Source organism: Mesorhizobium sp. B2-1-3A (assembly GCF_006442655.1).
Classification (GTDB): Bacteria; Pseudomonadota; Alphaproteobacteria; order Rhizobiales; family Rhizobiaceae; genus Mesorhizobium.
Map to the genome: position 1 here is coordinate 1,257,522 of NZ_VFWK01000001.1, position 24,483 is coordinate 1,282,004.

General features: G+C 63.7%; 20 protein-coding genes. 10 read left to right on the forward strand and 10 right to left on the reverse strand.

Annotation, left to right across the window (positions count from 1 at the left end; genetic code table 11):
- Nucleotides 1-77: 77 nt before the first annotated feature.
- The 6 genes from FJ977_RS06140 to FJ977_RS06165 all read left to right on the forward strand — a co-directional run bounded on the left by FJ977_RS06140 (nucleotide 78) and on the right by FJ977_RS06165 (nucleotide 7,860).
- Nucleotides 78-569 (forward strand): Lrp/AsnC family transcriptional regulator, encoded by a 492-nt coding sequence (locus tag FJ977_RS06140; protein WP_140769465.1) that lies wholly within the window; start codon nucleotides 78-80, stop codon nucleotides 567-569.
- Between the two features lie 130 nt (nucleotides 570-699).
- Complete coding sequence (locus FJ977_RS06145; RefSeq protein ID WP_140769467.1) at nucleotides 700-2,193, forward strand: NAD-dependent succinate-semialdehyde dehydrogenase; 1,494 nt, start codon at nucleotides 700-702, stop codon at nucleotides 2,191-2,193.
- Between the two features lie 35 nt (nucleotides 2,194-2,228).
- Nucleotides 2,229-3,608 (forward strand): aspartate aminotransferase family protein, encoded by a 1,380-nt coding sequence (locus tag FJ977_RS06150; RefSeq protein WP_140769469.1) that lies wholly within the window; start codon nucleotides 2,229-2,231, stop codon nucleotides 3,606-3,608.
- A gap of 9 nt (nucleotides 3,609-3,617) precedes the next feature.
- On the forward strand, nucleotides 3,618-4,724 hold the full coding sequence (locus tag FJ977_RS06155) for an alcohol dehydrogenase family protein (RefSeq protein WP_140769471.1): 1,107 nt from the start codon (nucleotides 3,618-3,620) through the stop codon (nucleotides 4,722-4,724).
- Nucleotides 4,725-4,874: 150 nt separating this feature from the next.
- Nucleotides 4,875-6,371: a histidine ammonia-lyase gene (gene hutH / locus FJ977_RS06160; RefSeq protein WP_140769473.1), complete on the forward strand. Its 1,497-nt coding sequence runs from the start codon at nucleotides 4,875-4,877 to the stop codon at nucleotides 6,369-6,371.
- Nucleotides 6,372-6,789: 418 nt separating this feature from the next.
- A complete protein-coding gene (locus FJ977_RS06165) occupies nucleotides 6,790-7,860 on the forward strand; it encodes an alpha/beta hydrolase (protein WP_140769475.1) in 1,071 nt (356 codons plus the stop codon).
- Nucleotides 7,861-7,911: 51 nt separating this feature from the next.
- On the opposite strand, the gene FJ977_RS06170 is transcribed toward FJ977_RS06165, so the two are convergent.
- The gene (locus FJ977_RS06170; RefSeq protein WP_140769477.1) at nucleotides 7,912-9,351 is read right to left on the reverse strand and encodes a 2-hydroxyacid dehydrogenase; all 1,440 of its coding nucleotides are present in this window, start codon (nucleotides 9,349-9,351) and stop codon (nucleotides 7,912-7,914) included.
- Between the two features lie 265 nt (nucleotides 9,352-9,616).
- Between FJ977_RS06170 and FJ977_RS06175 the strand changes: the two genes are divergently transcribed.
- Both FJ977_RS06175 and FJ977_RS06180 read left to right on the forward strand, forming a co-directional pair.
- On the forward strand, nucleotides 9,617-11,473 hold the full coding sequence (locus tag FJ977_RS06175; protein ID WP_140769479.1) for an ABC transporter ATP-binding protein: 1,857 nt from the start codon (nucleotides 9,617-9,619) through the stop codon (nucleotides 11,471-11,473).
- Nucleotides 11,470-13,365, forward strand: coding sequence for an ABC transporter ATP-binding protein (locus FJ977_RS06180; protein ID WP_181179625.1), 1,896 nt, complete (start codon nucleotides 11,470-11,472; stop codon nucleotides 13,363-13,365). Before FJ977_RS06175 ends, FJ977_RS06180 begins: the two co-directional genes overlap by 4 nt.
- Nucleotides 13,366-13,403: 38 nt before the next feature.
- Here the strand turns inward: FJ977_RS06180 and FJ977_RS06185 are convergent, their stop codons facing one another.
- The gene (locus FJ977_RS06185; RefSeq protein WP_140769483.1) at nucleotides 13,404-14,849 is read right to left on the reverse strand and encodes a DHA2 family efflux MFS transporter permease subunit; all 1,446 of its coding nucleotides are present in this window, start codon (nucleotides 14,847-14,849) and stop codon (nucleotides 13,404-13,406) included.
- Between the two features lie 320 nt (nucleotides 14,850-15,169).
- Here FJ977_RS06185 and FJ977_RS06190 point away from each other — a divergent pair, with 320 nt between their 5' ends.
- Complete coding sequence (locus FJ977_RS06190) at nucleotides 15,170-15,490, forward strand: hypothetical protein (protein WP_140769485.1); 321 nt, start codon at nucleotides 15,170-15,172, stop codon at nucleotides 15,488-15,490.
- 174 nt (nucleotides 15,491-15,664) lie between these two features.
- The gene (locus FJ977_RS06195) at nucleotides 15,665-16,003 is read left to right on the forward strand and encodes a hypothetical protein (protein ID WP_140769487.1); all 339 of its coding nucleotides are present in this window, start codon (nucleotides 15,665-15,667) and stop codon (nucleotides 16,001-16,003) included.
- Between the two features lie 70 nt (nucleotides 16,004-16,073).
- Here FJ977_RS06195 and FJ977_RS06200 read toward each other — a convergent pair whose 3' ends face one another.
- The 8 genes from FJ977_RS06200 to FJ977_RS06235 form a co-directional block, all read right to left on the reverse strand.
- Nucleotides 16,074-16,856, reverse strand: coding sequence for an ABC transporter ATP-binding protein (locus FJ977_RS06200; RefSeq protein WP_140769489.1), 783 nt, complete (start codon nucleotides 16,854-16,856; stop codon nucleotides 16,074-16,076).
- A 10-nt stretch (nucleotides 16,857-16,866) separates the two neighbouring features.
- A complete protein-coding gene (locus FJ977_RS06205; protein ID WP_181179627.1) occupies nucleotides 16,867-17,634 on the reverse strand; it encodes an ABC transporter permease in 768 nt (255 codons plus the stop codon).
- A 124-nt stretch (nucleotides 17,635-17,758) separates the two neighbouring features.
- The gene (locus tag FJ977_RS06210) at nucleotides 17,759-18,766 is read right to left on the reverse strand and encodes an ABC transporter substrate-binding protein (protein ID WP_140769769.1); all 1,008 of its coding nucleotides are present in this window, start codon (nucleotides 18,764-18,766) and stop codon (nucleotides 17,759-17,761) included.
- Between the two features lie 215 nt (nucleotides 18,767-18,981).
- Entirely contained in the window at nucleotides 18,982-20,280 is a 1,299-nt protein-coding gene (locus tag FJ977_RS06215; protein WP_140769771.1) for a hypothetical protein, read from the reverse strand.
- Nucleotides 20,281-20,387: 107 nt separating this feature from the next.
- On the reverse strand, nucleotides 20,388-21,119 hold the full coding sequence (hutC, locus tag FJ977_RS06220; protein ID WP_140769493.1) for a histidine utilization repressor: 732 nt from the start codon (nucleotides 21,117-21,119) through the stop codon (nucleotides 20,388-20,390).
- Nucleotides 21,120-21,150: 31 nt separating this feature from the next.
- The gene (locus FJ977_RS06225) at nucleotides 21,151-22,176 is read right to left on the reverse strand and encodes a zinc-binding dehydrogenase (RefSeq protein ID WP_140769495.1); all 1,026 of its coding nucleotides are present in this window, start codon (nucleotides 22,174-22,176) and stop codon (nucleotides 21,151-21,153) included.
- Nucleotides 22,177-22,191: 15 nt separating this feature from the next.
- On the reverse strand, nucleotides 22,192-23,514 hold the full coding sequence (gene hisD, locus FJ977_RS06230; RefSeq protein WP_140769497.1) for a histidinol dehydrogenase: 1,323 nt from the start codon (nucleotides 23,512-23,514) through the stop codon (nucleotides 22,192-22,194).
- 82 nt (nucleotides 23,515-23,596) lie between these two features.
- Entirely contained in the window at nucleotides 23,597-24,370 is a 774-nt protein-coding gene (locus tag FJ977_RS06235) for a glucose 1-dehydrogenase (RefSeq protein WP_140769499.1), read from the reverse strand.
- Nucleotides 24,371-24,483 lie beyond the last annotated feature (113 nt).

Genomic DNA, 24,483 nt, shown 5'->3' on the forward strand with positions numbered 1-24,483 from the left:
TTAGAGATCGAAATCAGTGCAATTGACAATCGAAATAATGCGCCATCATGGTACCGTGGACGAAAAAGTGGGCTCTGATGACTGCTGCGAAACTCGACGCTATCGACCTCAAAATCCTCGACGCCATCCAGCGCGACGGGCGCATCACCAAGCTGGCGCTGGCCGAGCAGGTGGGGCTGTCGCCGACGCCGTGCTGGATGCGGCTGCGCAAGCTGGAAAAGGCCGGCATCGTTTCGGGCTATCACGCCCGGATCGCCATGCGCGTCGTGGCGCCGGTCGCCACCGTGCTGATGGAGGTGACGCTGGCCAGCCACCGCCAGGCTGATTTCGACCGCTTCGAGCGCGTTATCCGAGACATCCCCGAGATTGTCGCCTGCTGGTCGGTGGGCGGCGGCGTCGATTATCTGCTGAAGGTGATGGCGCGCGACATCGACGCCTACCAGCGGCTGGTCGACGGCTTGCTCGAGCGCGAGATCGGGATCGACCGCTACTTCACCTACATCGTGACCAAGACGGTGAAGGAAGAGATCGCGCTTCCCATCGCCGAGTTGCTGCCGGCGTCGCCGTAGTGCCGGAGAGATCGTCTGCCGAGACAGCACAATAGAGAGAATCTCTCTGCTTCAGGGCGCCCAAACAGCCTCTCTGTCCGCGCATGACGGATAGTCTTCCCGCATCAGTCCGAACCGGGAGGCCTCGACCATGTCCGCGCATTTCGCCCGCTCGCATCGCCACGAAGCGCTCGACCGCCTCGCAGACCGCCGGCTGTTGCGCGAACTCGCCTATGTCGACGGCCATTGGACGGCGAGCGAGGCCGCCGAAAGTTTTGAGGTCACCGATCCGGCGACCGGCAATACCGTTGCCTTCGTTGCCGCGCTGGATGCGCGGCAAACGACAAAAGCGATCGATGCCGCCGCGCGCGCTTTTCCTGCTTGGCGTTCGCTGCTGCCGCAGGAGCGGTCAAAAATCCTGCGAAAATGGTTCGAGCTGATCATCGGCGCCAAGGAGGACCTCGCTTTGCTGATGACGCTGGAACAGGGCAAGCCGCTGCAGGAGTCGCTCGGCGAAATCGACTACGCCGCCTCCTTCGTCGAATGGTACGCGGAGGAAGCCAAGCGCCTCAACGCCGAGAGCGTCACCAGCCATCTGCCGAACGCGGAAATGATGGTGCGGCGCGAACCGCTTGGCGTCGCCGGTGTCGTCACGCCGTGGAATTTTCCGTCGGCCATGTTGACCCGCAAGGCGGCCGCCGCCCTTGCCGCCGGCTGCACCATCGTCGCGCACCCGTCCTCGGAAACGCCGCTGTCGGCGCTGGCGCTGGCCGAACTTGGCGAGCGCGCCGGCCTGCCGGCCGGCGTCTTCAACATCGTCACCGGCAAGGCCGCGACCATCGTCGGGCGGATGTGCGAGGATCCGCGAATCCGCGCCATGAGCTTTACCGGCTCGACCGAGATCGGCAGGCTGATCGCGGCACAGAGTGCGCCGACGATGAAGCGGCTGGTGATGGAACTCGGCGGCCACGCACCGCTGATCGTCTTTGCCGACGCCGATCTGGACAAGGCCGTGAGCATCGCCATCGACGCCAAATTCGCCACATCGGGTCAGGATTGCCTTGCCGCCAACCGGATCTATGTCCAGCGTCCGCTCTACGAGCGCTTCTGCGCCGCCTTTGCGAGGCGCATCGAGGCGCTGCGGACCGGTAACGGCCTTGTCGATAAAACCGACATCGGACCGCTGATGCATGAGCGCGCCGTCACAAAGGTCGAGGAGCAGGTCGCCGATGCGCTTGCCCATGGCGCGCGCTGTCTCACTGGCGGCAAGCGGCATCAGGCCGGGTCATTGTTCTACCAGCCGACACTGCTGGCCGATGTCACCGATGAGGCGTTGATCATGCACGAAGAGACCTTCGGGCCGGTCGCGGCGGTCACACCCTTCGACAGCGAGGATGAGGTCATCGGACGGGCCAACGCCACCGAATACGGCCTGGTCGCCTATGTCGTGACAGAGAACGGCGCGCGCCAGCAGCGCATGGGCCGCGCGCTCGACTATGGCATGGTTGCCGTCAATCGCGTCAAGATCACCGGCGCGCCGATCCCGTTTGGCGGCGTCAAGCAATCCGGCATCGGCCGCGAAGGTTCGCGCCATGGGCTGGAGGCTTTCACCGATCTCAAATATCTCTGCCTGGATGTGGCGTAAGCCGCGCCCGGTTTGTCTTTCAAGGAGTCAAGAAAATGCTCGATCAGTCCAACGAACTCAATGCCTGGGATCGCGACCACTTCTTCCATCCCTCGACGCATATGGGCACGCATGCGCGGGGTGAGAGCCCGACCCGCATCATGGCCGGCGGTGAAGGCGTCACCGTGTGGGACAACAATGGCAAGAAGAGCATCGATGCCTTTGCCGGCCTCTATTGCGTCAATGTCGGCTACGGCCGCCAGAAGATCGCCGATGCGATCGCAACCCAAGCGAAGAACCTTGCCTATTATCATGCGTATGTCGGCCACGGCACCGAGGCCTCGATCACGCTTGCCAAGATGATCATCGACCGCGCGCCGAAGGGCATGTCGAGGGTCTATTTCGGCCTCTCCGGCTCGGACGCCAACGAAACCAACATCAAGCTGATCTGGTACTACAACAATGTGCTGGGCCGGCCGGAGAAGAAGAAGATCATCTCGCGCTGGCGCGGCTATCACGGCTCGGGCGTGATGACCGGTTCGCTGACCGGGCTCGACCTGTTCCACAACGCCTTCGACCTGCCGCGCGCGCCGGTGCTGCACACCGAAGCGCCTTACTATTTCCGCCGCGCCGACCGCTCGATGAGCGAGGAGCAGTTCTCGCAGCATTGTGCCGACAAGCTCGAGGAGATGATCCTGGCCGAAGGGCCCGAAACGGTTGCCGCCTTCATCGGCGAGCCGATCCTCGGCACGGGCGGCATCGTGCCGCCGCCGGCCGGCTACTGGGAGAAGATCCAGGCCGTGCTGAAGAAGTATGACGTGCTGCTGGTCGCCGACGAGGTGGTGACGGGTTTCGGCCGGCTGGGCACCATGTTCGGCTCCGATCACTACGGCATCAAGCCGGATCTGATCACCATCGCCAAGGGGCTGACCTCGGCCTATGCGCCACTTTCGGGCGTCATTGTCGCCGACAAGGTGTGGCAGGTGCTGGTCGAAGGTTCCGACAAGCTCGGCTCGCTCGGCCATGGCTGGACCTATTCTGCGCATCCGATCTGCGTTGCCGCGGGCGTGGCCAATCTCGAACTGATCGACGAGATGGATCTGGTGACAAATGCCCGCGAGACCGGCGCCTATTTCCGGGCCGAACTGGCAAAGGCAGTCGGCGGCCACAGACACGTCGGCGACGTGCGCGGCGACGGCATGCTGGCGGCGGTCGAGTTCGTCGCCGACAAGGACGACCGGGTGTTCTTCGATGCTTCGCAAAAGGTCGGTCCGCAAGTGGCGACGGCGCTCGCCGCCAGCGGCGTCATCGGCCGCGCCATGCCGCAGGGCGACATACTCGGCTTCGCGCCGCCGCTCTGCCTGACGCGCGAAGAAGCCGACATCGTGGTGGCCAAGACCGCCGATGCGGTGAAAAGCGTGTTTGCCAGTCTCTAAAATCGACCCATGAATGCCATGACAAAAAATCTCCCCGCCACCATGGCCGCCGTGCTGCTCACCGGGCACGGCGGACCGGAAAAGCTCGTCTACCGCACCGATGTGAAAGTGCCGGCACCCGCGCCTGGCGAAGTGCTGGTCAAGGTCACGGCTTGCGGCATGAACAACACCGATGTCTGGGTGCGCCAGGGTGCTTATGGTACCGAGGAAGATGCCGCCGCCGTGTCGACCTGGCGACGCCAAGGCAACACGCTTGTTTTCCCGCGCATCCAGGGCACCGACACGGTCGGTGCCATCGTTGCCGTCGGCGCCGACGTTTCGCCGGACCGTATCGGCGAGCGGGTTATGGTCGATTTCTCGATCTACAATCGCGATGACGATTCACTGGCCGACATAGACTATATGGGCCATGGCCGCGACGGCGGTTACGCCGAGTATCAAACAGTGCCGGCGCAGAACGCGCATGTCCTCGACACGGAGATGAGCGATGTCGAACTCGCCACCTTCTGCTGCGCCTACCTCACCGGCGAGCAGATGCTGGAACGCGCTGGTCTGAAGGCCGGCGAGCGGGTGCTGGTCACCGGCGCCTCCGGCGGCGTCGGCTCGGGCATTGTGCAACTGGCACGGGCGCGCGGCGCCATTCCCTATGCCGTCGTCGGCAAGGGCAAGGAGCAGGCGGTGCTCGACATCGGCGCCGAGGCGGTCATCACCCGTGGCGTCGCCGACCTGCCGCAAGCGGTAGCCGGGGCGACCGGCGGCCAGCCGATCGACGTGGTGGCCGATCTCGTCGGCGGCGCGATCTTCAATGATCTGTTGCGCATTCTCAGGCCCGAAGGCCGTTACACCACCGCCGGTGCGATCGCCGGTCCGGTCGTGCAGCTTGATCTCAGGACCATGTATCTCAAGCAGCTGCAGTTGCATGGCTCAAGCCAGGGCACGCGCGCCGACTTCCGCCGGATCGTCGGATATATCGAGGCGAGAAAAATCCGGCCGCTGGTCGGCGGCGTCTACAGGCTCTCCGATTTCCACCGCGCGCAGGCGGATTTCGTTGCCAAGGATTTTGTCGGCAAGCTGGTGGTGGTGCCCGATGCTGTCGCGGAGCAGCCGGCGTCGTAGCAACAAAAGTCCTGGGCCTTCGCTTGTTAGCTTGGCTTCCAGACTCTGTCCCAATCGGAATGGCTTGCAGTCAGATCGGCAAGCCGCCACAAACAGTGACGCCCACCGCGCCGCTGGTCCGGGCATCAGGTCACAGGATACAGGCGAGACATGACAGGCCGAATGATACTGCTCGACGCCAAGCCGCTCGGCGTGGCTGACGTCGCCGAGATCGCACGGCGCAACGCCCGGCTCGTGCTGGGTGAAGCGGCACTGAACCGCATCCGGGCGAGCCGCGCCCTCATCGAGCATCTCACCGGGCTTGGCAAGCCGATGTACGGCGTCACGACAGGCCTCGGCGCATGTGTCGACACGCCGCTCGCGCAGGCCGACCTGATCGCCTTCCAGCACAGCGTGCCGCTCAGCCACAGCATGGGCATCGGCCCCGCCCTGCCAACCGAAGCGGTGCGGGCGCTGATGATCGCACGCATTTCGGGCATGGCCGCCGGCGGCACCGGCACCTCCGAACGCGTGGTCATGGGTCTTGTCGCCGCGCTCAACGCCGGCGTCCATCCGGTGATCCCCACCTGGGGATCGATCGGCGCGGCCGACCTTGCCCATCTCGGCCATATGGCAAGGTCGCTGCGCGGCGATGGCGAGGCGGAGTTCCAGGGCAGGATCATGCCCTCCGCCGAGGCATTGGCTCTCGCCGGGCTCGAGCCGCTCGACCTGCGCGAAAAGGACGGCCACGCCATCATCGTCGCCAACAGCCTGTCGACCGGAACGGCGTGCCTGTGCCTCGAAGACGTCGCCCATCTCATCGACTGGGCGCTGGCTGCCGTGGCGCTCAACTATGAGGCGTTTCGCTCCTCCCTCACCGCGATCGACGCGGATGCCCTTGCCGCGCGGCCGGCCTTCGGCCAGCGCGAGATCGGCGGGCGGCTGCGTAAGGAGCTCGTGGGGAGCGGCCTGTGGCAGGACAAGGCGGCGCGGCGCCTCCAGGATCCGCTCAGCTATCGCTGCGTGCCACAGGTCTGGGGCGGCCTGCTCAATGCGTTCGAACAGGCAAGGCTGGCAACGGAGATCGAACTGATCCATTCGGGCGACAATCCCGTCATCCTGGCCGAGGGTGAACGGGTCATTTCGAATGGCAATTTCGACCTGACGGCGATGACGCTGGCTTTTGAACAGCTCGGCCAGGCGCTCGCCCATTGCGCTGTCGGCACCGCCAACCGTTGCATGAAGCTGATGTCGCCTGCGATAGCCGACCTGCCGCGCTTCCTGTCGGCCAGGGGCGGCAGCCGCCAGGGCTATGCGGAGTTGCAGAAACCATTGTCAGCGCTCGAAGCCGAAATCCGGCATCTGGCCAACCCGATGTCGCTCAGCCCGCTGGCGGTTTCGGACGGCATCGAGGACCAGTCGTCGATGGCGCCACGTGTGGTGGCCAAGACGGCCGAGATAATCGAGCGCATGCGCTATCTCGTTGCGATGGAACTGATCTTCGCGGCGACAGGCGTGGAGTTGCGCGGCGTCGTCGACAGCCTGGGCGAAGGGCCGCAGCGCACCTTCGCCGCTGTGCGCGCGCTCGTCAGCCCGCTCGACGACGACCGCGAGATGAGCGCCGACATGACGCGGGTAGCGCGGATGGTGGCAGGACCGCGCCACTAAGCGGCGACCGATCCGCCACGATCAGTGTCGGCGGCATCCGGATCTTCCGGCGCGAACCACAGGCGTCAAGCAACCAACGCGCTATCCGGTCAGGGCTATCGGTGTGGTCGGTCCTGGCAAAAACTCTGTCAGCTGACTGCTCATGTTCGGCGCCGGGCGACGCGCACGCAATGCATCAAGACATAAAGAAGAGATGTCACGAAATTGCTTGCCGCAACGACATGGATATATTAGAAATAACAAATACATTCTTTCGTGAGTTAAAGTAACACGCGCTTGGCCGCCGCAAGCATTGCGAAAGTATCCGAAGAGGGCCAAGGCCTCAGGTATGCGGTTCGCAGACGAGAATGTGCCACCCTGGAGTGAATTGCCGAACGTTTGCCTGAGCTGACACCCCTGATCCTGTCTGGAGGAACTCGTGGCCAACACGTACAAGGTCCATTTCGTCAGCAATCGAAACCCCATCGTGAACAGCCAGGGGCGGATCACCGGTTTCGGTCCGAATCTCAGCCAGGCTCAAGGCGTCGATATTCGCTACGGAGAGGTCCAGGTGACGGTTACCGGAGCTCCCAAGCAGGGCAAGATCGTGCCTGGCACGTTGGTTGTGTATGACGAGAAGATACTCGTCGAGAAAGGCAAGGCTCAAATTCGCGGAAGTGATCAGATGTTTTCCGCGCTTCATCCGGCGTTGGTTTCGGCGAAGACGATCATCTTGTTCGCGCACGGCTTCTTCAACACCTTTTCCGACAGCGTCGAACGCGCGGCGACGATCCTCAGCTTCTACGGAATAGATGCCGAGATCATTGTCTTCAGTTGGCCTTCCGCCGGCACATTGATCGGCTACCAGCATGACCGGGCAACGTCACGACAAAGCGGTCCAGCTTTTGCCCGTGTCATCCGCAGGCTGGCGACGGAGCTTGCCGGCCTTTCCCCGACCGCGCCCCGTCCGACCGTTCACCTGCTCTGTCACAGTATGGGAAACTATGCGCTGCGTTTCGGCGTTCAGGCTTTGCTGGCGCAGCCGCAAGATACAAATCTCGGTCAGATTCAACCAGCCGTACCGGCCACGCACCTTCCGACCATCTTCAATCAGATCATTCTCGCCGCAGCCGACGAGGACTCCGACGCGTTCGACCGGCAGGACAAACTGAAGGCGTTGCCCGACCTCGGACGTGGCGTTACGGTATACTATACCCACGAGGATTGGGTGCTGACCTTCCTGAGTGCCGGGATCGAATTCAACGGCCCCCGGCTCGGAGCCGGGGGCCCTGACAACATGGCGACCATCAGTGACAAGGTGAGTGCGGTGGACGTGAGCGACGTCGTTCCGGCCGGACTCAACATGGATAGCCATCAATATTATCGGCTCTATACGCCGGTGCGCGACGACGAAGTCGCGGTGCTGGCGGGTCAGGCCCCCGACAAGATCCACAATCGGGCCGCGACGGGCGTTCCACACCGATACCGGATCGAGCCTGCGGTGGGTTGAATATTGGAGATCGAGGTGGAGTGGCTCGTTCAGATTTGCCGCGGTGACATCCTATTGGTAAGGGCCCCTGAGATTGAGCTTGTCGGCCAGGAGGCCAAGGCGGTCGATCAGCCGGACAAGTTCTTCGCCCTGTTCACCGACAATCGAGCCGCGCTCGGCGGGCGGCGCGTCCGATAGAGCCTTCCACAAGCGGCTTTGCCGGTCACAGACATCAGCCAGTTCGGAGCATTCGCTCGCGGTCAGTTTCAGGAGATGATCAGCCGTCACCGGTCCGATGCCGGGCGGCGTCGTCGCGCCAAGGGAAAGATAGCCCGGCGGCACTGTGCCTTTCGCATTGGTCACCGATTTGCGGCAGATGACATCGAAAATCTGGTCGACGGCCTGCTTGGCACCAGCGACGCGCGAGGGATGGTCCGTGTCGGCCGCGGCATGCGGCAGGAGTTCAAGCCTGGCGCCATGCCTTTCGACAAGGTCGAGATAGGGCAGCATCGGGCCGGAGAGACGCCCGGTCGATACATCGCTGAAGAGATCGGCATCGATGGCGGCGTGGCGCACCTGCCCTGCATCCAGCGCGTCGCCAAGCGCCGCAACGTCGACGAGCTCACCGCGGTCGTAATTGACCAGCACAGCGCCCCTGTTCATGCGTAACAGGACATCCGAACCGATGAGCCCGGCATTGGCGTAGCGGCCAGTCTGCGCGTCCAGCTTGCCCAGGCCCACATGGACACTCAGCACATCGGCGCCTTCCGCCGCATCGACGAGGTCCGCCGCATAGGTGAAACCCTCGGCTTCGATCCAGTCGCGGTGCCGTGGCCGTGCATGGATCACCACGCGCATGCCGAAGGCGCGAGCCAGCTTGGCCACCTCGCGGCCGATATTGCCATAGCCGATGATCGCGATCGTCTTGCCTTCGAGCTTCTCGGTCGGAAAATCGCGCAATTCCCTGCCGGTATCGAAGGCGCCGCGCGCCACCCGGTCGTGCAGCAAGTCGACCGGGAGATCCGGCAGCACTTTCAGGATTGCCTTCATCACCATCTGCGCGGTGGCGCGGCTGTTGATGCCGGGCGTGTTCATCAGCACCGCGGTGCCGCCCTCGCCGCTGCCGCCGCCCCAGGAGCGAGAGCCCATATTGCCGGTGCCGGCGCCGATGCGCACGCCGGCCAGCGGAAAAACGGTCTCGGCGGGAAGAAAGGTCGCCGCCGCGATGACGGCGTCATAGTGTCCGTCGCCCGCGGCTTCGATCAACTCTTCCCGGGTGCTGAGGTCCGGCTGGTAGAAGAAATGCACCCGGCCCTGTTCGAGATCGGCTTTGTCGCCAAGCGCGGACACGTGGAAGCGGCCACCCTTGGCCTCGATATGGGCGCACGCCTCGCTCGGATCAGGCTTGCCGTCGGGTCCGAGGCGCAGGCCGACCAGATCGCAGATCAGAACCGCGTAGACGGTTTGCGGATCGATCAGCTCCGCGGTCTGTGTGCTGGTATCTGTGGTCACGTCGTTCCCCATGCAAATGCGGCAAGCCCTGCTTCGGCAGCAGGGTATCCTGAATAGCCAGAACCTATCGGCCCGGAAAGGTGTCGGATCGATCGCTGGCGGCAAACCGGCGGCAAGTTGCGACACGATCGCCTTTTCAGGCACAGTGCGATGCCGCCATTGGCCCCTTGAAGGGTCAAGTCCGACACGCGTAACATCGCGCCATCAGAACTGAGTCTGCTTTATTCATCCGGGCTAATGTCCGGATTGGACTGGATATTTTCCTTTGAGTACGGATGCAGCCAGCGGCGTGGCGAAGCGCGGCAAATCGTTTGCCCATGTGGCGGAAGCCTCCTGGGGCAAGGGCCTCGGCACCTTGCTGCGGATCGTGCGCATGACGCTGCGCCATCCCTGGCAAGTCGCCATCACCCTCGGCTCGACCTTCATCGCCGCGACGCTGCAGCTTTTCATTCCGCGCTTGCTCGGACGCGCCATCGACCAGGCTCAGGGCGTGATGGCCGCAGGCGCCGGAACCGCGGCCGAGCAGGCGCTCTGGAATACGGCGCTGACGCTGCTCGTCGTCAGCATCCTGCGTGGCCTCTTCACCATGGCGCAGAACTATTATGGCGAGGCGGTCGGCCACCAGACCGGCTATGAACTGCGGCTCGCTTTCTACGAAAAGATCCAGCGCCTGAGCTTCTCCTTCCACGACCGGGTCCATACCGGCGATCTCATCACGCTCGGGCTGCTCGATCTCGACGGCGTGCGCATGTTCTTTTCCACCGGCATCCTGCGCGTGGTGCTGCTCGGCGTGCTGATCGGCGTTGGCGCCTACCTCCTGATCAGCACCGATCTCGTGCTCGGACTGTTGAGCCTCAGCTTCGTGCCGTTCGTTGCCTGGCGCTCCTCGGTCACTCAGCTCAAGCTGCGCAGCACCTGGCTGACCCTGCAGGAACGGCTGTCGGTGCTGAGCCGGGTGATGGATGAGAATCTCGGCGGCATCCGCGTCGTTCGCGCCTTCGCGGCGCAGCGCCATGAGCTGGCGAAATTCGACCGCGCCAAGCAGGACGCGCTCGAACTGGCCAATGAACGCGTCGACATCCGCGTCTCCAACACCAGCGCCATGAACTTTTCCTTCCTGGTGGCGATGGGGCTGGTTCTGTGGTTCGGCGGCCAGAAGGTGATCGCGGGCCAGATCAGCGTCGGCACGCTGGCCCAGTTCCTCACCTTCATGACCATCCTGCAGATGCCGGTGCGCCAGCTCGGCTTGATGGTCAATTCGTTCGCCCGCGCCTCGACCTGCGGCACGCGGCTGTTCGAACTGCTCGACACCGAGCTCGACATCAAGGACGCGCCCGATGCCAGGGAACTGGTCATCACCGAGGGCGTGCTGCGTTTCGACAATGTCGGCTTCCGGTATGAGGGCGCGGGCGGCCGCCCGACCCTGTCCGGCATCTCTTTCGAGGCCAAGTCCGGCGAGACGGTCGGCATTGTCGGTCCACCCGGCAGCGGCAAGTCGACCATCGCGCATCTGATCCCGCGCTTCTACGACGTGACCTCGGGCGCGATCACCATCGACGGCCAGGACATCAGCAAGGTCACGCTGCAATCGCTGCGCAAAGTGGTCGGCGTCGTGCAGCAGGACGCGTTCCTGTTCACCACCTCGATCGAGAACAACATCGCCTACGGCAATCCATGGGCGCGGGAGACCCGCATTGGACAGGCCGCCGAGTATGCCCAGTTGCACAACTACATTATCGGGCTTCCGGCCGGCTACACCACGGTCGTCGGCGAGCGCGGCGCGTCGCTTTCGGGCGGCCAGCGCCAGCGCCTGACCATCGCGCGCAGCCTGATGCTGCGGCCATCGGTGCTGGTTTTCGACGATTCCACCGCCGCCATCGATGCCGGCACCGAGCAGCGCATCCGCGCGGCGATGAAGCGCTTCGCCAAGGATCGCGTCACTCTCATCATCTCGCACCGGCTGAGCTCGCTGATGCATGCCGACCAGATCCTGTTCGTGGAGGGCGGCCGCATCGTCGAGCGCGGCACGCATGAGGAATTGTTGGCGCTCGGCGGGCGCTATCGCGCGCTCTACGACCTGCAGCTGCGGCCGGACGAGGACCGGCTCGAGGGAGCCGCATGATGCCGACGCAGGACGACGACGAGAAGGATGACAAAAGCGGACGGCCGACAAAGGCGGTCGTCGGCTCGCACCGCGACGAGGAAGAGGTTTTCGGCAAGGCCTATGACCCCCGCATCATCAGGCGCATCTGGAGTTTCGTCAGGCCGTATCGGGGCCGGATCTTCATCTCGGTCGCCGCTGTGCTGGTCTTCACGCTGACCCAGCTGGCGATCCCGCTGGTGATCCGCTACGCCATCGACCACGGCATGGCTCCGGGCAGGCTCGACCGCTCGGTGATGATCTCGGCGATCGCCGCCTTCACCGTGATCATCCTCATCAACTACGCCGCCAGCCATGTGCAGGAGAGCGTCGTCGGCAAGGTGGCCGAGAACGTGCTGTCCGACCTGCGCCGCGCCATGTTCAGCCATCTCCAGCGCGTCTCGCTGAGCTTCATGGACAAGACCGAGGTCGGCCGGCTGATGTCGCGCCTGCAAGGCGACGTCAATTCGATGCAGGAATTCCTCGAAACGTCGGTCATGTCGGTGGGCGACATCGTGCTTTTGTTCGGCATCGTCACCGTCCTGCTCTGGCTCGATTTTCGGCTCGGGCTGCTGACGCTGTCGACCATGCCGATGCTGTTCATCGTGCGCCTGTTCTGGCTGCCGCGCGCCAAGGTCGCCTTCATGGCCGCGCACGAGACCAACTCCATCGCCAATGGCGCTCTGGCCGAAGGGATCCACGGCGTGCGCACCGTGCAGAGCCTCGAGCGCCAGCATGTCAACTTCGACCTGTACGACGAGAAGGTGCTGGCCAATCTCAACGCTCATCTGCGGTCGGCCAAATACGCGCAGGTGATGGTTCCGATCGTCGACACGCTGACCGGCATCGCCATGGCGACGGTCATCGTGGTCGGCGGTTCGATGGTGCTGTCACACAGCCTCGATGTCGGCGTCATGGTGGCGTTCCTGTTCTATATCCAACGGTTCTTCGACCCGATCCGCTCGCTGACCATGCAATACAGCGTCATGCAGCGCGCCATGGCTTCGGGTCAGCGCATCTCCGAAGTGCTCGATGTGCCGGTGGATGTCAGCGACAAGGAAAACGCGGTGGCGCTGTCGCGCGACATGGACGGCTCGGTCGAATTCAAGAACGTCACCTTCGGCTACCGGCAGAACCAGCCGGTGCTGAAGAACATCTCCTTCCGCGTCAATCCGGGCGAGACCGTGGCCCTTGTCGGCCCGACCGGATCGGGCAAATCGAGCTCGATGGCGCTTGTGCACCGCTTCTACGATGTCTGGTCGGGCGAGGTTCTGGTCGGCGGCCATGATGTGCGCGACCTGACACAGGATTCGCTCGGCGACCAAGTGGCCATGGTGCTGCAGGAGCCGTTCCTGTTCTCCGGCACGGTGCTGGAAAACATCCGCTACCACAAGACATCAGCCAGCCGCGAAGAGGTGGTGCGCGCCGCACAGGCGGTCGGTGCGCACGACTTCATCGAGCACTTGCCCGATGGCTACGACACCGAGCTCGAACAGCGCGGCGGCAATCTCTCGCTCGGCCAGCGCCAGCTGATCAGTTTTGCGCGCGCGCTGGTGGCCGATGCCAAGATCCTGGTGCTCGACGAGGCCACCGCCAGCATCGATTCCTACACCGAGATGCTGATCCAGAAGGCGCTGATAAAGCTTCTGGAGGGCCGCACCGGACTGGTGATCGCCCATCGGCTGGCCACCATACGCGGCGCCGACCGCATCATCGTGTTGCAGAATGGCGAGATCGTCGAAAGCGGGAACCATGAGCAGTTGATGCAGAGGAAGGGCCTTTACGCCCGCCTCTACAACATGAACTACGCTTCGTTCGACGACATTTCAGAGGAAGAGATGGGAATGGACGCGGCGGTCGGCAAAGCGACCTGAGCGGTTCGTACCGATCGCCCTGCCCTTCCCCGAGAGATTTATTTGCGGGGTCGCCTGACGTGGCCGCTGACCTGCACACCGTCCTCGGCGCGCAGGTACAGGAAGCCCGGGATCGAGAGCAGCGGGATGATCGCGGTCAGCAGGAACACCTGGTGGAAACGTTCCGGCGTGAGCACGTGGGCCTCCCCCGCGATCAGGCCCAGCAGCATGGCTGCGATCGAGACGCCAAGCGAAACGCTGAGCTGCTGCAGCACGCCGCCGAGGCTGGTGGCGCGGCTGAGCTTGTCCGCGGGCAAGTCGGCATAGGACAGCGTGTTGGAGGTCATGAACTGCGCTGAGCGGACAATGCCGAACAGAAAGACGTAAACGCCGATCATCCAATGCGGCGTATCGGCATTCATCAGAGCGAAACCAGCCACGGTGGCGGACCCGACGACGGCGCTGCCGATCAGCACGACGCCGAAGCCGAAGCGCCGCAGCAGCGGCGACAGCAGCGGCCGCATCAGCAAGGCACCGAAGCTGCCGACGAATGTCAGCGAGCCCGAGGTGACCGGGCTCATGCCGAAGCCGACCTGCAACATCAGGGGCATGAGAAACGGCACGCCGTTGAGACCTACGCGGCACAAGCCGCCGGCAAGCGTGCCGACCCAGAAGGAGCGAAATCGAAACAGCGTCAGGTCGACGGCCGGAGCCACGACGCGGCGCGCATACCGCCCGAAAGCCAGCAGCAGCAGGACGGAAGCGGCCAGGACCAGCACTGTGGCTGAAACGGGAACGATCGGCCGGCCGATGCTTTCCAGTCCGAATTGCAGCAGCGCCACGCCGCATCCCACCATCAGGAACCCGGCGAAGTCGAAGCGCTGCACCGCTTCCTCGTGGAAATCGTCGACGAAACGCAGCGCCGCCAGGATGCCAACGCAGCCGAACGGCACGTTGACGTAGAATATCCAGCGCCACGAGGCGTAGGTGGTCAGCAGGCCGCCGAGCAGCGGCCCGATGACCGGCCCCATGATGGCCGGCAAGGTCATGTAGGTCATGGCGGTGATCAGCCCGCTGCGCGGAAAGCTGCGCAGCAGGATGAGCCGCCCGACCGGCGTCATCATGGCGCCGCCCAACCCCTGCAGCGCGCGCATGGCCAGCAGCATGCCGAAACTGTTGGCCATGCCGCACAGAGCCGAGCCAAGGGTGAAGGTGAACAGCGCCAGCGCGAACACTTTTCGCGCGCCGAACTTGTCGGCGAACCAGCCACTGACGGGAATGAACACCGCGAGCGTCAGAATGTAGGTGGTGATCGCAAGGTTGAGCCGGACCGGCGTCGTGTCGAGGCTTTGCGCGATGGCTGGTATCGCGGTGGTGATGATGGTGGAGTCGAGCTGCTCCATCAGAAAGGCGATGGCGACGATGATCGGGATGATCAGCCTCAGCCGAGGATCGCGCTCGGTGGCAAATTGAGGCTGTTCCAATGCTCCGGCCAATTCCGTCATGCAGGCTGCTTGTAGGTTGTAGCCAAAGTGGCGCATCCCGGTTCAAAGGCAAGATCGCCTCACGTGCCAGGCGGCCGCAGCCTGCCAGCATTGGCCGTCTTATGATCCGACAAATAGGTTGGGGGTAGTCCTTTCCACCCTGCCGGAAGTCAACAAATCTTGACCGGCGCCGCGAGCGGGCTGGGCACCGGCTGGACCGGCGACGTCACCTAAAGACGCTGCGCAATTCGGCGAGCCCCCGTCCCGGTTTCGTGAAGGAACGTGTCCGGCGGGGGACGCCTTTCCTTCCCATATCTCTGGAACGGAAAGGAGACATTCCCATGAAAAGACAACTCGTATTCATCAGCTCCATCCTGCTGACCCTGGCCACCAGCGCGATCCCGTTTGCAACCGTCGCCGATGCCGCCGTCGTCAAGCATCATTATGTCCACCTCACCGCCGCCCATGGCGGCCATTCGAATGGCGGGCATGGAGGTCACGGCGGCTGGGTCGGCGGCGGTTGGACCGGCGACAATTCGGCCACCGGCAATGGCTGGATGGACAACTACTACAACGGTTACGGCAGCTACCATGGCTACGCTGGCGACTTCTGCGGAACGATCGCGTGGACGCTTGACCTGTGCGGTCCCCACGGCCCCTGATCGCTGACCGCACCACACCGGCCCGGGCAAGACAGGCGACCCGGATGTCCCGGGGCGCCTGCGTTGCGCACTGCGCCGGGTCACGTTCCGTCCCGCTTTCGTGAAGGAACGTGTGCAGCGAGGAGGTCGTTTTCCTCCCATGCGCAGTGTCGCAAACAAATAGGAGTGACGCTCATGAAAAGACAATTTGTTTTCGCAAGCTCGGTCGTGCTGGCATTGGCAGCAGGCACGACCTCATTTGCCACCACGGCCGACGCCGCGTTCGTCAGGCACAATGGCGGTGGCCATGCCATGGGCCATTTCCGCGGCGGCCACTTTGGTGGCGGCCATTTCGGTGGCGGACATAGATACGCCTTTCGCCGCGGGCACGGTCGCCATTGGGCCGGCGGCGGCTGGCGAGGCGGCTATTACGGCGGGTACTATGATGACTACTATTGCGGACCCGTCCAGCTGGCGCTCGGGCTGTGTGCCCCATACCGCCCCTATTATTATGGCCCGTTCGGAATCCTCTGATCTATGAGCCATGGCACCCGCGCGCGGGTGCCATGGCTCATTGGGATCAGCGACGTTGGCCGTCCGGATGCTAGGCGATTTCGGGGCGTCTTGATGCCTCACGGATCGCCTTGTGGACGCCGCGCTGCAAATCCATGAAGGCCGGGGTTTCCATCACCTCTTCCCGGCGTGGGCGCTCGATGTCGACGTTGAAGGTCTGCATGATGCGTCCCGGGCCGATGCCCATGACGACAATACGGTCCGACAGGTAGACCGCCTCCTCCACGTCATGCGTGACGAACAGCACGGTCAGCCTGTGTTCTTCCCAGATCTGGGTCAACAGTTCCTGCATCTGGTGCCGGGTCAAGGCGTCAAGCGCTCCGAACGGCTCGTCCATCAAGAGCATCTTGGGGCGATAGGACAGCGCGCGCGCAATGGCGACGCGCTGCTTCATGCCGCCCGACAGTTCGGACGGAAAGCGGTCGGCACTCTGCGACAGCTTGACGAGGTCGAGATGCTCGAGCGCGATCTCACGGCAGGCCGTGCGATCGTAACCGGCGGCCTTGAGGGCGAACTCGATGTTCTGCCGCGCCGTCAGCCAGGGAAGCAGCGTGTAGGACTGGAAGACGACGCCACGGTCGAGACCAGGCTGCAGAATGGGCGCGCCATCGATGCTGAGATCGCCGGCGTCGAAGTCCTGCAGTCCGGCGACGATCGACAGCAGCGTGCTCTTGCCGCAACCCGACGTTCCGACAAGGGAGACGAACTCATTGTCGGCAAGATCGAGGTTGATGTCGCGCAACACCTCCGTGCGCCGCTCTCCCGTGCCGAAGCTCTTGTCGAGACCGGCGATGCGCAATTTGGGAACAGTCATCGGCGGTTCCTCATTGCGAATGGCCATCCTGCCGGAACAGAACCTTTTCCAGAGCCTTCATGACCTGGTCGGTGATGAGACCGAGTACGCCGAGAAGCAGGATGTAGCCGATGATGGTGTTGGTCTGGAAATAGCGCTGCGACACGGTGATGCGATAGCCGAGGCCAGACGTCGCCGCGACGAGTTCGGCCAGCACCAGCCAGGTCCATGCCCAGCCCAGGCTGATGCGCAGCGTATCCCAGATGCCCGGCAAGGCGCTTGGCACCACGATGCGCGTCAGGATCTTGCGGTCCGGCAGGCCGAGCGTGCGGCCAAGGCCGATGAAATCGGCGGGAACCCTTTTCACATTGTCCATGATCATCAGCACCTGCTGGAAGAAGGTGCCGATGAAGATGATCAGGAATTTCTGCGTATCGCCGGTACCCGCCCACAGGATGGAGAGCGGCACGAAAGCGACGACCGGCATGTAGCGGATGAAATCCACCAGCGGCTCGATACCAGCCTCCCAGGAGCGGAAGCTGCCGATCAGCACGCCGATCGGGATCGAGAGGGCAGAGGCAATGAGGAAGCCGATGGAGATGCGATACGCCGAAGCCGTGAGATCTATCCACAGCGTGCCGTCCGTGGCGAGCTTGGCGATCTGGGTCGCGACGCTGCCAGGCGACGGCAGAAAGATGGGTTTTACCCACTCCAGCCCGGTCGCCGCCCACCAGGCAAGGCCGAGCCCGACAAAGACGGCCACCGCGATCATCAGGAAACGCGACCGGGGGATGGGCACGCCGATCCCGGAGGATCGGCGGCGCCTGGCTTGTTTCGCGACCGGTCTCGCTGCGGGACGGGTCAGGCCAGTTTTCGCGGGGGGCTCTCCGGACATTTGCGTTACCACCGCGATCCGGCCTTTGTCATTCCGCCGCCTTGACGAAGGACGGGTCGATCATCTGCTCAGGCGTCACATCCGCCTGCAGCAGCTTGGCATTCTTGGCGGCCGCTTCGACATCGGCGAATGTCTTGGTGGTGAAATCGCCGGTCAGCGCGGTCTTGTTTTCGGCGAGCGAGTAATAGCGCACGCCGTCGAAGGCGGTGTTCAGGTCCTTGACGTCGGAACCGACTGCCTTGGCGATGATGGCGCGGCCGCCGGGTGTGTCTGAATTATAGTCCTTGAGCGCGGCGTCCCAGCTCTTGATCATGGCCAGCACCTGACCGGGCCGCGACTTGATCACCTCATCGCGCACCACCAGCACGTCGCTGATCAGGCCGGGATCCTCGCCGGCGGTGAACAACAGCTTGACGTCCTTGTTCTGCGCCATGGCGACAGTGAGGTACGGCTCGTAAGTAACGGAGACCGGCACGCGGCCGGCGATCAAGGCGCCGCCGGCATCGGCGGCCGGCATTGGAACCGGCTGGATATCGGCGACCGACATGCCGTTTTTCGCGAGTGCGTATTTGAGCAGGATATCGCTCGTCGTGCCTTCCTCGAAAGCAACCTGCTTGCCCTTGAGGTCGGCGATGGAGGTGACGTCCTTGCCTGCGATGATGGCGTCGGCCGTCATGGACACATCGAGCAGCAGCACGATCTTCACCGGCAGGCCGGCAGCGACCATGCCCATCGCCGTATGGGTGGCGATGTTGGCCGCGTCGAGCTGGCCGCTGGCCAAGGCGGCATTGATGTCCTTGTCCTCGGCGAAATTGACGATCTGGACGTCCGACAGGCCGTTTGCCTTGAACAGGCCCTTGGCGTCGGCGACGTGCCACTGGCCATAGCCAAGCCAGGGCTCGATGCCGATCTTGAACGACCCGGCCTCGGGCGTCGTGGGAATGGCCGCATCGGCCGCGTGGGCCACCGGGGCGGCGGCGAGCCCGATGGCGGCGGCCATCATGAGCGCGCGAAATTGTCCTGCTAGGTTACGCATCATCTAGTTCCCCTTGATGATCAGACCGTTTTTTATACCCAGGCATCCGGTCTGGTGAGACTGTGGGTTTCTGCTCTCGCGGCACTGTGCCCCGGCGTCTTGCCCACCACTTCGTGGTGAAGTGCAAGGATATTTCAGCGTCAGCGGCAGCGGATGTCAAGGCTAAAATACATACATGCATATACAAGTTGGCGTGACTCCATTTTGCCCTGTGGTCAGGCGCGTTCGCCCGCCCTTTCAGGATCGATCCGGTCGAGGAAATCGGTGACCCGGTCGGCCCCGGCATCGGGCTCGCTGCCAACCATGACCGCGACCGAAAAGGCAATCAGGGAAGAGACCGGCGTGTGGCTGCGCGCGCCGGCCCGCAGGTTCATGACCAGGGTCGGCGACAGGAAAAGCCCTGCGCGCAGAACCGCGCGCCAATCGGCCGGCAGCATGCCGCGCCGCTTGAGCTCGAGCAGCAAGGGCCGCCACAAAGCGGTTGCCTTGACCTCCAGCAGGTCGCGGCGGACCGGGCTCAGATCCCAGTCCGTGTCGACGTGGAAGAGGTTTCCTTCCAGCCGCGCCCGCGCGCGAAAAACCTCGGTCGCGATGGCCGGATCGTAGAGCCAGAACGGGTGAGCGAAGATGTTGTGGAACGTCGCTTTCACCTCCGCCAGCAGCGTGGGGATGTGCGAACCGGCAAAGGCAGGATCGAAGAAAGACAGTTCCGCCCTCCCCGCTTTCCCGGTGTACCAGACATTGGCGTTGTGGGCATCGCCATGCGCGACCACGCCGCCGGCGTCGGCAAGCCGGTCTGGCCGCAGTCGCGCGGCCGCGGCGTCGAAAAGCTCACCGATGCTGCTGGCGTAAGGCCGGCCGTTGATGACGAATTTCAGCCGGGAGAAATGATCCCAGTCCAGTTCCTGGTCTGGAAAGACAAACGGCTTGCCGACATAAAAATCAGCCAGCCGGCCGCCCGGCGACGAGCGTGTACCGGCGTCGATCAGCCGCTCATGAAACAGCCGGTGGATAGGCTCCACCGCGACCTGCGCGACCGTCACCGGATGCAGCGTCTCGAGATAGACAGCAAGCAGCCTGGCGGACAGGTCGCGCTCGGCAAGAACCGCCTCGCGCCGCTTGCCAGCATCATCCTCGGTATCCAGCGCGAACAGCACATCCGAAAATCTCGGATCCGTGCGGCGGCGATAGACAAGGATCTGCTCGCCGGGCTGGGCGGACATATGGACGGGCTGATCGACCGGCAGGCCGGCACGCGACAGGATTTCGGCCCGGTAGTATTCGCCGGTCATGCCCTCTTCACGTTCTTCCTGATGGAACTTGAAGAAGTAGGCCTGCCCCTCGCTGTCGAAAAAGCCGTTCAACGAATTGAGGCTGTATTTGTCGAAATTGATGCGGACATTGCTGGGGCTCATCCCGAACAGATCGGCCAGCAAAGCCATCAGCGCGCGCTGCGCCTCGGCGACATCGTGCTGAGCGAGAGCGCGGATCCGCGCCATGCGACTCTGCGTCATCGGTCGTCCCTTCCAGCCATTCCGCCCGCAAGGCAGGAAACGGCTCTTATCAATACATGTAAATACATCTGTGCCGAAGGCTTCGTGATCTGCATCCGCTTTCGACGTCAGTTGGTCCTGGAGGGGGAATACCGGCTGCCGAGCGAATAGCGGCTGCCGGCATAAGTCAGCTTGCTGATCGTGGCCACGACGGCGCCCGTCCATGTCCTGCGATGCAGGAACAGACAGCAGCTGCCGACATCGATGTTCAGATGCCGCGCCGTCTCGGCGTCGGCGGGGATGGCGGAGATGATATGCTCGACCTCAGTCACCGGGGTCTTCTGCATGAGGTAGTCGTAGGTCGCGGTCTTCGAAAAATCCTGCTTGTCGTAGTCGGGGATCAGGCTCGGATTGACGAAGCGCTCTTCCAGTTGCACCGGCAAATCGTTCTCGAAATTGACGACGACCGAGTGATAGATCGAAACCCGCTTTGGAAACTCGAAGGACAGAGCGAGCTCCTTGGTCGGCATGATGGTTTCGAGCACGAGGACTTCGGAGCGATGCCGGTTGCCGCGCTCGACGATTTCGGCCGCGATGTTGTTGATCTCGATCAGCGTCGATTGCGGCCGGGGCGGCGCGATGAAGGTGCCCACACCTTGCAGCCGGATCAGGAACCCCGCCGCGGTCAGTTCCCGCAACGCGCGGTGAACCGTCATGCGCGAGACACCAAGCGAAACCACCAGCTCGTTCTCTGACGGCAGCTTGCGATCCTTGCCCCACCGGCCCGTTCCGATGTTGGCCAGGATGTAGTCCTTCACCTTCTCGTAAAGGGGGCTCGCCGTATCGGGCAAATCGATCATTTCAAAATCCTTTCCGGCAATTTATCGGAAATCACGCCGGCTCAACAGGTTGCCGCATGCGGATGATTGTTTTCAAGCCGTCGCTCTGCCCCGCCAACAGGCGCTCATAGGCGGCCGGAATGTCGTCGAGACCGATCTCGCGATCGATCAGGGCGAGCAGCGGGTCGCTCAATTCGCCCAGCATCCGCACGGCGTCGGGTAGCTCGTCGGCAAAGGCATGACATCCCAGCAACGCGATCTCGCGCTCGACCAGGAGGTTGGGGTCGATGTCGAGACGACCATGGAAAATGCCGACCATCGCCACCGCGCTGCCGGAATCGAGAACGCCGAGCAACTGGGTGAAAGCGGCGATGCTGCCGGTCGCCTCGACAGCCGCCAGTAGCGGAGCATTGCCGGTCGCTGCCGCAATGGCATCGCGGTCGAGGTCGACAATCCTAGCGCCGGTCACCTTCGCCACGCGGGCGCAGCGCGCCTGGTTGCGGTCGGCGACAAGCACGGCGCCAGGGAAAGTCCGGGACAGCAGCAGCGCGGCGAGACCACCGATCGGCCCGCAGCCGACGACAAGCACGGAGCCTGCCGTCTTCGGCAGGCGCCGCACCGCGTGCAGCGCCACCGCGAGTGGTTCGGCCATTGCCGCGACCCGCTCGTCAAGTGTGGCATCGACAACATGCAGCAGGCGTGCGGGCAGCACCGCCTGTTCGGCGAAGCCACCGTCGCAGACTTCGCCGACGAAACCCAGCGAAGCACAGAGATGGCGCCTGCCGGCACGGCACTGCGCGCAGTCTCCGCACCAGAAACGGGAATCGGCGACCACCCTGTCGCCGACGGCGACGGTGTCGACGCCCTCGCCCAAGGCGATCACCGTGCCGGTCAGTTCATGGCCGGCCGTCGAAGGTGAGCGGCTTATCCACTGGCCGGTGCGGAAATTGTGCAGGTCCGACCCGCAAATGCCGGCAGCGTTGACCCTGAGCTTCACCCAGCCGGCATCCGGAATGCCTGGCGCGGTGATGTCCTCCACCCGCAGATCGCCGGGTCCATAAAGCCGTGCCGCCTTCATCGCCATAGTCTCCTCTCAGCCGGCGAGGTAGCGGTCGCGGATCTCCGAGACCGCATTTTCGTGCGAGCTGAAGCCTTCGTAGCGGGCGAGCCTGCGGGCATGCTTCGCCAGTTCCGGATAGGCGGCTGAGGTGACGTAGCCGACCGACGAGCGCTTGACGAAATCCGTCACTGAGAGCGGCCCATAGGTTCGCGCCCAGCGGCTGGTCGGCAGCACCGCGTTCGGCCCAAGGACGAAGTTGGCAAGGGTCACCGGCGTGTGCGGACCCATGAGGATTTCGGCGGCCTCGGTGACGTGTCCGAGATGCGCGAACGGCTCCTTCGACAGGATTTCCAGATGCTCGGGCGCATAGTCGTTGATGAAGCGATAGCTGTCTTCCAGCGACGCGGTCAGCACGATGCCGCCGCGCTTTCCCGTCAGCACCGCGCGTGAGAACTCCACGCGCTGTTCGGTCATCCGCGACCAGTGTTCCGGAAGTGCGGCGAGCGCCGCCTCGGCGACCTTGCGGCTGTGCGTCACCAGATAGGCCGAGGAATCCGGCCCATGCTCGGCTTCGATCAAGAGGTCAAGCGCGGCCAGGCCGCCATCGACACTGTCATCGGCAAAGATGATGGCCTCCGAGGGACCGGCCGGAAGACCGGTGTCGATGATCGATGACAACACGCTCTTGGCCGCCACCACCCACGGGCTGCCGGGACCGACGATCTTGAGCGCGGGCTTCACCGTCTCGGTGCCATAGGCGACGGCGGCGACGGCCTGGGCGCCGCCACATTTGTAGACAGTGTTCACGCCGGCGAGGCGAGCCGCTACTAGCGTCGCCGCATCCACCGAACCGTCCGATGTCGGCGGGGTCACGATGGCGATCTGCGGCACGCCGGCAATGACCGCCGGGACCGACGTCATCATCGTCACCGACGGAAAGGCGCCCTTGCCGCGTGGCACGTAGAGCGCGACGGAGGCGATCGGCGTGTAGCGATCGCCGGCATAGGCGCCCGGCCGGACTTCCTTGAGCCACATCGTCTCCGGCTTCTGCTCCTCATGAAAATGCCTGATGTTCTCGATGCCGAAGCCGATGCTTTCCACGACATCCTTTTCGACCTTGTCGAAGGCCGCGTCGAACTCTGCTTCCGAGACCTGCAGACCGCCTTCGGCGACGTTGGCCTTGTCAAGTTCCCTGGCGAAGCGGATCAGCGCGGCGTCGCCCTCGTCCTTGACGGCCTGGATGATCGGGCGGACCTTTTCGACGAAAGCCGACAGATCGCCCTCGGCGCGTTTCAGCAGGCCGGCCCGCTGGCCGGTATCGAGGGATGACAGATCGTGGAAGCTGATGTCGGACATGGGTATTCCTCTTTGTTGTAACGCAACGTGCCGGCTGGTTAGGTTGCGGAAGACGTTGATTTCGAACCTGTGGCGAGCTGCCTCAGATCGATGCCAGGAACCCGCCATCCACAGGAATGGACTGGCCGGTTATGTAGGCCGCCGCATCCGAGGCAAGGAACACGGCAACGCCGTGCAGATCGCCGAGATCACCGAAGCGATGCTGCGGGATCTTGGCGAGCATCGACTTCTGCCATGCCTCGTTGCTGTAGAACACATCGGTCATCGCCGTCCGGAAATAGCCCGGGGCGATGGCGTTGACCCTGATGCCGAGATCGGCCCACTCCGCGGCAAGCGCCCGCGTCATGCCGAGCAGGCCTGACTTCGACGAGCCATAGGGCACCGCAGTGGGGATGCCGACTTCCGAAGTCAACGAGCAGAGATTGATGATGGCGCCGCCACGCCCGGCGTCGCGCATCTGTCGCGCCGCGGCCTGGGCGCAGAAGAACGCCCCCTTGAGATTGGTGTCGACGATCCGGTCCCAGAGTGCCTCGTCGACATCGAGCGAGGGCCGAACCTCTTCCATCCCGGCATTGTTGACGAGGATGTCGAGACCGCCAAGCAGGCCGGCGGCCTCGGCGGTGGCTGTCCGGCAGCGTCCGACATCGGTGACGTCGAGGACGATCGCATGCGCCACCCCGCCGGCCGCACGGATCGCCGTTGTCGTCTCGTCGAGGGAGGCCAGGCTGCGCGCGGTGACCGCGACGTCGGCGCCGGCAGCGCTCAACGCCTCGGCGATGCTGCGGCCGATGCCTCGGCTGGCGCCCGTGACCAACGCCTTCCTGCCGGCGAGATCGAACAGAGAAGCATTGCGCATGTGATCCTCCTTGCCGGTGTCGGTTTGCGCTTCCACAGCGAGACTATCAGATCAAGTTACATATACAAGCATATACAAACCGTTTCGGCTACGCTACTCCTAGCAAAAATTCA